An 11,955-nucleotide genomic window follows, 5' to 3' on the forward strand; every position below is an offset into this window, starting at 1 on the left:
GGTCAGTCGTCCCTGCGAATCCTTGCTGTAGATGTAGACCTTTCCTTCGGAGTCCGTCACCTTGGTCAGGCCCACGACGCTGAGATCGATGATGACGCTCTGGCCGCCGTCTCGATTGATCGTGATGCGCCTATCTGCCCCAGCACCGTCGAGAACATAGGAGTACGTCCACGACAGGCCGTGAGTGTTGATGATCTTGCTGACACGAAGATCAGGCCCGAAATGGATGGCGCTATCGTCGTCACGCAGCAACATGTAGCCGCCATCGACGCTGCGCGTCATGTAGGAGAACCGATCGCCTTTCAGCTCCCAGCGCGAAATGGTTCCCGGCATTTTTTCATATTTGAATTGCTGCCCTTGATTCATCTGAACCAGCAGCGATGTGCCGCGGAGGGTCAGCGACACTTCGAGATTACTGGTCCAGCCGCGACCGAACCAACCACCCGGCGATCGCATGGCAGCACCGGCAGAGTAATGCCGAACCAGCCCGAGCCCCATGTCGCCTTCAGCGTGGAAGTCGGCGTCGTGTCGCAGCTTGTTGCCCGAGCGGTAGGCCACCGGGTTGGCTGAGGCTTCGCACGGATCCTCCGGCATATGGTCTGGCAGTGAAATCTCTCCGAGCTCCCCACTGAGCGGCTCCAAGAAACTTCCCAAGTCGAAAGGCCGATGTGTCGAACCCCAGCCGGTCGGCCGGGGCCAGTAGGTAGCACTCACCTCGACTTCGTCCATCGGCGTCCCTCGGTCGGTGTCGTCCCCTTTGGACTGAGGAGCCGAGCCTACGAGCTCGATCTTGCTGGCCGTGTTTGCCGAGGCAGCGCTGGCACCGACCATGCCGCAAATCAAGGTCCAGCGGCAGGCTCTCAGCAGCGCGTTGCTCAGGATCGAGCGCCTAATTTGATTGAAGGCGTTGCCCTGATAGGAGACAGCTAGGTCAGCATCGAGCGGTTTTGTAAGATTTTTCACAGCGGTAGCCAAGTCGAAGTTTGGAGGAACAGGAGCGAGCGAAAGCGAGCGGCACGACCCTAGATCGTGCAGGCGGCTTGATCGCAGAAAAGAAGAACTGGAGAGTTCCGACCGAGGTCTGGTGGCGCCGAGTTCGGGAGAGACTCAAGCCATCGGCAACGTCGGCTCAAAAATTCGGCGTGAATGCTATGTGATGGGGGGGTAACGCAATAGCATCTGGGCGCTTTTTTGTGTGAACTAGTTCACATCGGATAGAGCCGCGACGGGAGACGGCAGCAGGATAGGGCGAATCTTGACGTCTTGGCCCGCCAACCGGGCGCATGATGAGGCCATCGAATCCATAACACATGGTTTAGACACCAGTCGCAACCTCACGCGACCCAGGACGATCGCAATGCAGACGATCAAAGGCGCGCGCAGAAAACCCGCTACCGACGTGGGTTGAGAAGCAAGATGGCGGGCCAGGGCCCGCCCTACGCTGGCATCCCACATAACCGAACGTTTCACCAGACCGCCCTACGACCCGCCTGTAAAGCCGATACGTCCGAAAGCAACCAGCCGATCGCCTTCGGCGTGGTTGAAATCGTGATGGCGGGCCAACCCTACCCTACCCCAGCTCGCGAGCGCAGCCAGGCCCAGCCGCCGACCAGCATGCCGCCCAACAGCAACAACAAACCGCGCCAGTCGTAGCTAGGAATCACCGCAGGAGGCGCAATCGCAATACCGTTGGCCGGAATGGTGACTGTGGCACTGGCATTCGTCCCCAGTGTGGCTCCACCTTGCGGGTTGCTCAGGGCAATGCTGAAGGTCTCGGCAGGCTCGGTCAGTGCGTCGGCATTCACCGTGATCACAAACGATTGATTGCCGGCCACCCCATCGCCCCAGTTCAGCGTGCCGTTGCTACTGACATAGTCGCCAGGCGCCATCGCCGTACCGTCGGCGGTGGCGAACTGCGCACTCACCGCGCCATCGCTGCCGCCGCTGCGCACCGCATTGATGGTCAGCATGGCCTTGCCGGGCGTGCCTTCCACGATGGTGTAGGCCGCTTGCTCGAGCTGGATCGAGCCAGGCATCGGCGCCAGCGCATCCTCGCTGACAATGGTGACGGTCGCAGTGGTCGATTCCGACAGGCCTAATCCACCCAGCGGATTCGATAGCGTGACCTCAAAGGTCTCGTCAGCCTCGATGTCAGGGTCATCGAGTATCGTCACCACAATCTGTTTCGCTGCGCTGTCGCCACTGGCCCAGTTCAAGGTGCCAGAATTGCTGCTGTAATCGCTGCCTGCTGTCGCCGTACCGCCGCCGGTGGTGAAATCCAGGCTGACCGCGCCGTCGCTGCCAGCGCTACGGTTGACGCTCAGCGTCACTGAACCTGCCGTTTCGTTGACATTGGCAGTCAGGCTGTCGAAGCTGGCAGTGCCGGGATTGACCTCCACGGCACCGATATCGATCTGGCTTCCCAGGATTCGCGCCGAACCACGCTGATCGCTGCCGGGCGCACCGACAATGGCCGGGTCGCCGGCATTGATCACCACGCTGCCGGCGGCCGGCAAATGGGTAAAGGTCGCTCCACCGTTGTCCTGCAACGGGCCAAGCTGTGGGTCGGCGGGCGCGGCGTTGCCCATTCCGCTGAATGGATAGGAGGTCGCCGTCTCAAGCAGGGAGAAATTCAGCGTCAGCGCCGGTCCGCCACCGGCGCCCGCCAGCTCCTCGTTGACGCCGTTGGCCAGATTGTCGGCGAGCAAGGTGTGATCGACGGTCAGTGACTGCACCATGCCCTTGCCCGTGCCGCGCCAACGCAGGTGATTCTCGCGCGCCACCTGCAAGCCTTGGTGCCTGCCGCCACGGTTGCGGGTGCTGGCTCGGCCCTGGCGAAGTCCGCCTGCGGCCAGATACAGGCCACCGCCGTCGTTGGAAGCAGTGTTGCCGGCAATCGTGCTGTGGGCGATGCGATTGCCGACGCCGTAGATCGCCGACAAGTAGATGCCACCGGCATCGCCGCTCGAGGCAGTGTTGTTGCTGATGGTGCTGTTGACCACCCCGATCGGGCCGTTCACATTGAACACCGACATGCCAGCATCAGCTTGTGCGGAATTGCCGGAAACCGTGCTGCTGCTAATCGTAACTGCGCCCACGGCATTCAGCAGCAATCCGCCGCCAAAGTAATAACCCTCGTTGCCGACCAGCGAACTGTTGCTGATGGTGACATCGCCGTCAGCGCCGGTCACCGAGACGCCGCCGCCATACAGATACGAATAATTGTTCTCCACCCGCGAATCGCTGAGGCTGAACGCCACATCCGAACCATCGACGCCGATTCCGCCGCCGAGGGCGAAGGCATCACAATCGCTGACCGCCACCCGCTGCAGCGAGACTGTGGCGTTGTTCACCATCAGGCAGCCGCCCACCTGCTGGTCGAACTGCGATCCGAAGGCGTAGCCGTTGACCAGGCTGAGGTCGGAAATGCTGACGCTGGACATGCCCAGACTGCCGACGTACAGCACCTGCGAACTGTCATTGCCGGAGACCGCCAGGGTGGCCGTGCCGGGCCCGCTGATGGTGACACCGTCCTGGATGTCGATGCGACCACTGGTGAGGGTAATCGTGCCAGTGACCGAGCTGTCGAACAGGACCAGGTCATCGCCCATCGCCGCATTGGCATCAGCGATCGCCTGGCGCAGGCTGCCGGCGCCGGCATCGTCGGTATTGGTGACGGTAAACGTCGCGGCAGCGGCGGGTTGTGCCGCCCACATCGCGCCGAGTGCTGCCAATACCGCGGTAGGCAAGGCCAGCCGTTGGCCAGCGCGCGCTGGCAACGCAAGCGCAGCCGGCAAGTGACGGATGGAAAACGTGTTCTGCATGACTCCCCCTGGAAAGCTACAACTCGCGCGTCTTCACGAGCACGCGACATTGGGCGCTCATGCGCTCGTCGGGTCAAGGGGCAGCCCGACAATCTCGTCATCGCGTCGCGGGCGCTTTCTCGCTCAGCCTCGCGGCGGATGACGCGGCAAGTCGATCAGAATCCGCGCGCCGCCAAGCGAACTGCGTCCGCAGTTTGCCGAACCGCCGTGGCGCTCGGCAATCTGACGCACCAGGGCCAAACCGAGACCCACGCCAACGTTTTCTTGCCGCCCACCGATGCGAAAGAAGGGTTGGAACACGTGCTCGACGTCGAGTTCGGGAATTCCCGCGCCGGAATCCTCCACGCTAAGCTGCAATCGGCCCGGATCCGCCGCAACACCGAGGCGGACCGGCGGCGCGCCGTACCGCTTTGCGTTTTCCAGCAAATTGCGGATCAGTCTGCGCATCAGCTTGCGGTCGGCATCCAGACGCAAGCCGGTTCGACCTTCAATCCTGATGTCGAGCTCTGCGTAGCGTGACGCTTCCTCGGCAACCAAGGCAAGCGGATCAAGATCCGTTTCGTAGTTCAGAGGCAGTGCCGAATCCAACCGACTGGAGAGCAGGATCTCCTCCAGCAAGTCGTCCAGCTCATGCAGATCCCGAATCAGGTCTTGTCTTCGCTTCGAATCGGCCTTGTCGACAACCAGTTCCACCCCAAGACGAATTCTGGCCAACGGGGTGCGCAACTCGTGGCTCGCGTTAGCCAGCAAGGCTCGGTGCAATTGCACGTTCTCTTCGATTCGCGCGGCGGCCTCGTTGAATCCACGCGCCAAGTCTGCGATTTCGTCATGCCCTTCCACCGGCGCTCGCCGTTGCAGATTGCCTCGCCCGAAATCGGTCACCGCTTCGCTCAACCTTGCTAGTCGGGACGAAATGCGCCTCGCCAACGGGTAGGCAAGGATGCTGATTAACATGGCGACCCCGATCAATAGCAAGGTGCCGTCAGCAAAGCTCAGGCCCTGCATACCATGGCGAATGCTCATGCCCAGCAACAAGTACAAGAGAAGGGAGGCCAGCAGGAGCAGATAGAAACGCTGGAACAGATGCGTCAACTTGAGCACGACTACTCCTGCGATCGAGCAAACAGGTAGCCCACCCCGCGCAAGGTGAGAATACGGGTGGGTTGCTTGGGATTGTCTTCCAGCAGCTGACGCAGTTTGGACACATGCACATCGATCGAGCGATCCAGGCTTTCGGCGCTCTGGCCGCGTAGCGACTCGAGCAGAAAGTCGCGACTCAATACGCGCCCTGCATGCTCTGCCAGAATTCTGAGCAATGCGAACTGGTGCGCAGTGAGCGGCACCGGCTCGCCATCCTGGCGAACCTGAAACGCATCGCGGTCGATCTCAAGTCGGCCAAAGCGCAGGATCGGCTGAGTCTCGCTGGCGGCTGATTGGCTGCCGCGGCGCATGACAGCGCGCACCCGCGCCAGCAACTCGCGTGGATCAAACGGCTTGCTCAAGTAGTCATCGGCACCTAGCTCCAGACCGATGACACGATCGGTAGTGTCACCGCGTGCCGTGAGCATCAGAACGGGCAAGTGTCTAAGCGTTGGCTCACCCCGAATTCGGCGGCAAACGTCAAGACCGTCGGCATCGGGCAGCATCAGGTCAAGAATCAGCGCATCGAAGCCCCCGCCCGCAAGGCGGGCGAGAGCATCGTTGGCCGAGAACGCGTGACTTAGTTCAACGCCATTGGCGCCGAGATAATCGATCAGCATCTGGGCCAGCCGACGATCGTCTTCCAATAGGAGAACTCTTGCGCTCATTAGATCTGTCGACCGTCAATGATTGAAACGTCGCTTTTGCTCCGGCGTCAGACTGTCGGCCGCATCCGCTAGAAAGCGCAGGTAGCGCTGGCTGCTTTGCTCAACAAGGGCCAACTGTGCGGCGACGATCTGATCCCGATCTTCGCTGCTCGCCCTGCCGCCGACCAGTGCCAAGTGCAAATCTCGTTGACCCTGCGAGTACTCGCCCTGCAAGGCCAGGAGCTCAGCCGATGCAGTGCTGGCGGTCGAGACCAAGCGACAATCCGCACCCGCATCGATCACCTCACAGACATGGGCGGCCAGACGTTCGGCTCGCCCTGCGAGCTGACTCGGGCTGCCGGTGATGGACAGCAGATCAGGATCGTGTGGGGCGGAATGTGCAGCGGAGTGAACATGGCCATGCACTGCCATCGCCGCGCCGCCCAGCAGCAGTCCGCAGCAAGTACCCATCAACATGTGTCGCAGTTGCCATTGCATATCGAAGTCCTCGTTGGCGGGAAGGTTCCCGACCCCAAGCATCCTGGGACTCGATTTGCACTTGATGTGTCGAAGGTTAAGAAGTGTAAAGGGAGCTAATGCCGCTTGTCGTAGCTGCACTCCAGGCGCTTGACGATCGCGCCCTCGGCGTTCACCGATTCCAGATTCACCGCAAAGCGCCATAGCCGGGCGATGTGCTTCATCACCTCCTGCGAATCATCGTGCAGGGGGCGGCCGTGGTGCTGGAAGTGGCGCAGGGTGAGGTGGCGGTTACCGCGAATATCCACATCCCAGACCTGGATGTCGGGGTCGCGGGCGGCCAGGTTGTATTGCTCGCTGAGCAGACGGCGTACTTCGCGGTAGCCGACTTCGTCGTGGATAGCGGTGACTTGCAGCTCGGGGTTTTCCGGGTTGTCGAGCAGGCTGAAGAAGCGAAAATCGCGCATCACCTGCGGTGAAAGAAATTGCGCGACGAAACTCTCGTCGCGATAGTTGCGCATCACGTAGTCGAGCGTCTTCAGCCAGTCGCTGCCGGCGATGTCCGGGAACCACTCGCGGTCTTCGTCGGTGGGTGTCTCACAGATGCGCCGTATGTCGCGCATCATGGCAAAGCCCAGGGCATATGGATTGACCCCGTTGTACCAGCGATCGTGCACGCCGGGCTGATACACCACATTGGTATGTGAGCTGAGGATCTCCAGCATGTAGCCGTCGCTTACCACCCCTTGGTCGTACAAGGTGTTAAGCAGGGTGTAATGCCAGAAGGTGGCCCAGCCTTCGTTCATCACCTGGGTCTGACGCTGCGGATAGAAATACTGGGCGATCTTGCGCACGATGCGCACCACTTCGCGCTGCCAGTTCTCCAGTAGCGGCGCGTTCTTCTCGATGAAGTACAGCAGGTTCTCCTGCGGCTCCTTCGGGAAGCGTTCGCGCAACTGCACCGCTTCGCGTTCCGGCGTACTTGGCAAGGTGCGCCAGATGTCGTTGATCTGCGATTGCCGGTAGCGCTCGCGATCGGCACGACGACTAGCCTCCTCGGCCAGACTGAGCTTCTTCGGCCGCTTGTAGCGATCGACACCATGATTCATCAGCGCGTGACAGGCATCCAGCACTTCTTCCACGGCGTCGATGCCATGGCGCTCTTCGCATTCGTTGATGTAGTTCTTGGCGTAAACCAGATAGTCGATGATCGATGACGCATCCGTCCATGTCTTGAACAGATAGTTTCCCTTGAAGAAGCTGTTGTGACCATACGCGGCATGGGCAATCACCAGCGCCTGCATGGCCATGGTGTTCTCTTCCATCAGATAGGCGATGCAGGGATCGGAATTGATCACGATCTCGTAGGCCAGACCCATCTGACCGCGCTTGTAGCCACGCTCGGTGGCCAGGAACTGCTTGCCAAAACTCCAGTGCGGATAATTCACCGGCATGCCGACCGAGGCGTAGGCATCCATCATCTGCTCGGCGGTGATCAGCTCCAGCTGCACCGGGTAGGTATCCAGGTGATAGTCCGCTGCCACCCGGGCGATCTCGCGGTGATACTGCTCGATCAGCTCAAAACTCCACTCCGAAGGGGCGGGCAAGGCCTCATGGCGTTCCATCAGTGCGCTCATGCCTGTTGCACCTGTTTCTTGAACAGCTCACGAAATACCGGATAGATGTCGGCCGGCTGGCGGATCTTCTGCAGGGCAAAGTTCGGCACCCAGGGCTGCAGTCGGGCGTACTCGTCCCACAGGTTCTGGCCTGGCCCATCGCAGATCTCGACATAGGCGAAGTACTGGCACAGCGGCAGCAGCTTGTCGGCCAACAGGGTCTTGCAGGTCACTGAATCGTTATCCCAGTTGTCGCCATCCGAAGCCTGAGCGCCGTAGATGTTCCATTCTTCGACCGGGTAACGCTTCTCGATCACCTGCAGCATCAGTTTCAGCGCCGAGGACACCACGGTGCCGCCGGTTTCGCGCGAATGGAAGAAGGTCTCCTCATCGACTTCCTGGGCCTGCGTGTGATGGCGAATAAACACCACATCGATGCGCTCGTAGACTCTCTCCAGGAACAGGTAGAGCAGGATGAAGAAGCGCTTGGCCATATCCTTGCGCGATTCATCCATCGAACCGGACACGTCCATCAGGCAGAACATCACCGCCTGGTTGCTCGGCCGCGGCACATTCACCCGGTTGACGTAGCGCAGATCGAACGGATCGAGGAAGGGTATACCGAGCAGGCGACCCTTCAGCACGTGCAGTCGCTCTTCCAGACGGGCAATGTCCTCGGCGCGATCGCCCGGATCGGCGCGCAAGGATGCCAACTCCTGCTCGACCACGTGGATCTTGCTCATCAGCGGGCCGGCCAGGGCAATACGCCGCCCGATTGCGCCTTTCAGACTGCGCACGATATGCAGGTTGGTTGGCACGCCGTCGCTGGTGAACCCGGCCCGCACCCGATCGAACCTGCGCGGCTTGGAAAGATGCTCCTTGACCAGGTTGGGCAGCTCCAGCTCATCGAACAGGTAGTTCAGAAACTCCTGCTTGGAGAGAGTGAAGCTGAAATCGTCCTCGCCCTCACCGCTGTCGCTGGCCGAGCCCTGGCCACTGCCATCGCCGCCACCACCGCGCGGTCGCGGGATGGTATCGCCAGCGACAAAATCATCATTGCCCGGATGCACGGCCTCCCAGACGCCGCCACGTCCATGGTGAAACGTCGGCTCTCCGATGTCGCGCTTGGGAATATTGACCTTCTCGCCTTCACTGACATTGGTCACACTGCGATTGCGCACCGACTTCGCCACCGCCTCCTGAATCTGCCGCCGATAGCGCCGCAAGAACCTCTCGCGATTGATCGCGCTCTTGTTCTTCGGATTCAAACGGCGGTCGATGATTTGGGGCATGGGTAAAGAGCCGTGATTCGTGATTCGTGATTTGTGATTCGTTTCAGCGCGCAGGCCGCAAACTGAGGCGCGATCAAGCCGTGAGTGAGGTCGGGACTCGCGATGGCTCGCTCTGAACTAATCACCAATCACAAATCACCAATCACCAATCACAGAGTTCATAAGTCAGCTTGACTTACGAACTCTCAAATACCACTCACACAACAAGCGAACCTGCTTGGCGGTATAGCCTTTGTCCATCATGCGTTCGACGAAGTCCTGGTGTTTCTTCATTTCGTCGGCACTGGCTTTGGCGTTGAAGCTGATTACCGGTAGCAACTCTTCGGTGTTGCTGAACATCTTCTTCTCGATGACGCGACGGAGTTTCTCGTAACTGGTCCAGTTCGGGTTCTTGCCCTGGTTGCTGGCGCGGGCGCGGAGGACGAAGTTGACGATTTCGTGGCGGAAGTCTTTCGGGTTGGCGATGCCGGCAGGCTTCTCGATCTTCTCAAGCTCGTTGTTCAGTGAGCCACGGTCGAAGCTCTCGCCGGTATCCGGGTCGCGGAACTCCTGGTCCTGAATCCAGTAATCGGCGAAGGTGACGTAGCGGTCAAAGATGTTCTGCCCGTATTCGGAATAGCTTTCCAGATAGGCGGTCTGGATCTCCTTGCCGATGAAGTCGACATAGCGCTGCGACAGATACTCTTTCACATAGGCCAGGTAACGCTGTTCCTGCTCAGGCGGGAACTGTTCTCGCTCGATCTGTTGCTCGAGTACGTAGAGCAGATGCACCGGGTTGGCAGCGACTTCACTGTGATCGAAGTTGAACACCTTGGCCAGCACCTTGAATGCCCAGCGCGTGGAGATGCCGGTCATGCCTTCGTCGACGCCGGCATAGTCGCGATACTCAGCAATCGGTTTGGCCTTGGGATCGGTGTCTTTCAGGTTCTCGCCGTCGTAGACCCGCATCTTGCTGAAGATCGACGAGTTTTCCGGCTCCTTCAGGCGGGTCAACACACTGAATTGTGCCAGCATCTTCAGCGTGCCTGGGGCGCAGGGCGAGGCGGCAAGCGAGCTGTGGCGGACCAGTTTCTCGTAGATCTGCACCTCTTCGGTCACGCGCAGGCAATACGGCACCTTGACGATATAGATGCGGTCGAGGAAGGCCTCATTGTTCTTGTTGTTCTTGAACATCTTCCACTCCGATTCATTGGAGTGGGCGAGGATGATGCCGTCGAACGGAATGGCGCCAAAGCCTTCCGTGCCCTTGAAGTTGCCTTCCTGGGTCGCGGTCAGCAGCGGATGCAGCACCTTGATCGGCGCCTTGAACATCTCGACGAACTCAAGCAACCCCTGGTTGGCCAGACACAGGCCGCCGGAGAAGCTGTAGGCATCGGGGTCGTTCTGTGCGTATTGCTCGAGGCGGCGAATGTCGACCTTGCCGGTCAGTGAGCTGATGTCCTGATTGTTTTCGTCGCCCGGCTCGGTCTTGCTGATGGCGATCTGCTTGAGAATCGAGGGATAGCGCTTGACCACGCGGAAACGACGAATGTCTCCATCGTACTCATCCAGGCGTTTCACCGCCCAGGGCGACAGGATCTTGGTCAGATAGCGCTGCGGAATGCCATAGCGCTCTTCCAGGATCGGGCCATCCTCGGCCCGATTGAACAGGCCAAGCGGCGACTCGTTCACCGGCGAGCCCTTCAGGGCATAGAACGGGATGTGTTCCATCAACTGCTTCAGTCGCTCGGCAATCGAACTCTTGCCGCCGCCCACCGGACCGAGCAGATACAACACCTGCTTGCGCTCTTCCAGGCCTTGTGCAGCGTGACGGAAGAACGCCACCACCTGCTCGATCACCTCTTCCAGGCCAAAGAACTCCTCGAAGCTGGGATAGGATTTGATCAGCTTGTTCTGAAAGATGCGCGAATAGCGTGGATCACTGCGGGTATCGATCAGCTTGGGCTCACCGATCGCGGCCAGCATGCGTTCGGCAGCGCTGGCATAGACCATGGGGTCCTGCTTGCAAAGATCGAGGTACTCCTCCAGCGAGTACTCCTCTTCGCGGGTGCGTTCGTAGCGATTGGCAAAGCTGCTGAAGATGTCGCTCATGACGTCCTCCTCGAGGGCGCTGAGCAGCGCACCGTGCGCTGCCAAAGCGCGGCTGCTCGTCCATGAGGCGGACCGACGATCGTCCATGCGTTGCGCCGGACCTTGACTACATTATCGACTTTTACGTGAGTCTTTGTCTTTTACCACATCACATCTCAGCTTCTGTTTAGGGAATCGCTGAACACGTCCGTGTTCAGACCTTCCTTAGGCAACGGACGGCGAATGCATATCCGGCTCAGTCATCCAGCACATCGTCATGCGGCATTTCGTTGATGATACTGAGACAGCGCCGATCGAGATGGCTGCGAAACTGACTGAACAACACCTCGTCGTCCAGCCACAGATGCCGCGCCACCCACTCCACCGCGGCCGGCGCCAACTGACACAGGCGACAGACCTGACGCCAGCGATACATTTCCAATGGGCCTTCGTAGGCATCGCATTGGCCCAGCGCGCGCTCGGCGAGTCGACGTGCCCGGGCATCGGCCAAACGATGCAGTCGCGACAGGCTGTCTGCGGAGCGCCGAGCGCGGCGCCGTGCACAATCAAAGATACGCAGCACCCAGCCGCGCAGATGCTCGAAGTCGGGGCCGGTCTGGCGCGGCGCGCTGAGCGCTAGTGGGGGAAGACAGATCACGGCCATGGCGGGCGCTCCTCAACTGCAACATGTGCAGGTGTTGCTGCAAAAGACGCGCCAGGGCCGAGCTGCGGCTCAGCTGATCTGTACATGCTCACCTAACCGCATGATTTGCTGAGAGTTATGCGCTCGAACCGGGTCTGGCCCCGGGCCGGTCATGGCGGGCGCGTCAAATCCTTGTCGCCCATCCCACCGCGACGCAGCATCCACCTGTAACGGCGCAAATGCAGG

General features: G+C 60.2%; 9 protein-coding genes. All 9 read right to left on the reverse strand.

Annotation, left to right across the window (positions count from 1 at the left end; translation table 11 throughout):
* On the reverse strand, positions 1 to 963 hold a 963-nt coding region (locus IFO71_RS22505), incomplete at its 3' end, for a DUF6531 domain-containing protein (RefSeq protein ID WP_192030296.1).
* Positions 964 to 1,565: 602 nt separating this feature from the next.
* Entirely contained in the window at positions 1,566 to 3,824 is a 2,259-nt protein-coding gene (locus IFO71_RS14135) for a Calx-beta domain-containing protein (protein ID WP_192030297.1), read from the reverse strand.
* 123 nt (positions 3,825 to 3,947) lie between these two features.
* Positions 3,948 to 4,925, reverse strand: coding sequence for a sensor histidine kinase (locus IFO71_RS14140; RefSeq protein ID WP_192030298.1), 978 nt, complete (start codon positions 4,923 to 4,925; stop codon positions 3,948 to 3,950).
* A 2-nt stretch (positions 4,926 to 4,927) separates the two neighbouring features.
* Positions 4,928 to 5,632: a response regulator transcription factor gene (locus IFO71_RS14145; protein ID WP_192030299.1), complete on the reverse strand. Its 705-nt coding sequence runs from the start codon at positions 5,630 to 5,632 to the stop codon at positions 4,928 to 4,930.
* A 15-nt stretch (positions 5,633 to 5,647) separates the two neighbouring features.
* Entirely contained in the window at positions 5,648 to 6,109 is a 462-nt protein-coding gene (locus tag IFO71_RS14150; RefSeq protein WP_192030300.1) for a hypothetical protein, read from the reverse strand.
* A gap of 95 nt (positions 6,110 to 6,204) precedes the next feature.
* Positions 6,205 to 7,725: a SpoVR family protein gene (locus IFO71_RS14155; RefSeq protein WP_192030301.1), complete on the reverse strand. Its 1,521-nt coding sequence runs from the start codon at positions 7,723 to 7,725 to the stop codon at positions 6,205 to 6,207.
* Entirely contained in the window at positions 7,722 to 8,996 is a 1,275-nt protein-coding gene (locus IFO71_RS14160) for a YeaH/YhbH family protein (protein WP_192030302.1), read from the reverse strand. The genes IFO71_RS14155 and IFO71_RS14160 overlap by 4 nt, the downstream gene beginning before the upstream one ends.
* Positions 8,997 to 9,161: 165 nt before the next feature.
* Positions 9,162 to 11,087: a PrkA family serine protein kinase gene (locus IFO71_RS14165; protein WP_192030303.1), complete on the reverse strand. Its 1,926-nt coding sequence runs from the start codon at positions 11,085 to 11,087 to the stop codon at positions 9,162 to 9,164.
* A 235-nt stretch (positions 11,088 to 11,322) separates the two neighbouring features.
* Positions 11,323 to 11,730 (reverse strand): hypothetical protein, encoded by a 408-nt coding sequence (locus IFO71_RS14170; protein ID WP_192030304.1) that lies wholly within the window; start codon positions 11,728 to 11,730, stop codon positions 11,323 to 11,325.
* Between the last annotated feature and the right edge of the window lie 225 nt (positions 11,731 to 11,955).

Origin of the sequence: Pseudomarimonas arenosa (assembly GCF_014841215.1) — a bacterium.
GTDB classification, from domain to species: Bacteria; Pseudomonadota; Gammaproteobacteria; order Xanthomonadales; family Xanthomonadaceae; genus Pseudomarimonas; species Pseudomarimonas arenosa.

What these genes read in the sequence shown, in the direction of transcription:
- IFO71_RS14135 (WP_192030297.1), bottom strand. Translation starts at nt 3,824, where the DNA reads ATGCAGAACACGTTTTCCATCCGTCACTTGCCGGCTGCGCTTGCGTTG.
- IFO71_RS14145 (WP_192030299.1), bottom strand. Translation starts at nt 5,632, where the DNA reads ATGAGCGCAAGAGTTCTCCTATTGGAAGACGATCGTCGGCTGGCCCAG.
- IFO71_RS14150 (WP_192030300.1), bottom strand. Translation starts at nt 6,109, where the DNA reads ATGCAATGGCAACTGCGACACATGTTGATGGGTACTTGCTGCGGACTG.
- IFO71_RS14155 (WP_192030301.1), bottom strand. Translation starts at nt 7,725, where the DNA reads ATGAGCGCACTGATGGAACGCCATGAGGCCTTGCCCGCCCCTTCGGAG.
- IFO71_RS14160 (WP_192030302.1), bottom strand. Translation starts at nt 8,996, where the DNA reads ATGCCCCAAATCATCGACCGCCGTTTGAATCCGAAGAACAAGAGCGCG.
- IFO71_RS14165 (WP_192030303.1), bottom strand. Translation starts at nt 11,087, where the DNA reads ATGAGCGACATCTTCAGCAGCTTTGCCAATCGCTACGAACGCACCCGC.
- IFO71_RS14170 (WP_192030304.1), bottom strand. Translation starts at nt 11,730, where the DNA reads ATGGCCGTGATCTGTCTTCCCCCACTAGCGCTCAGCGCGCCGCGCCAG.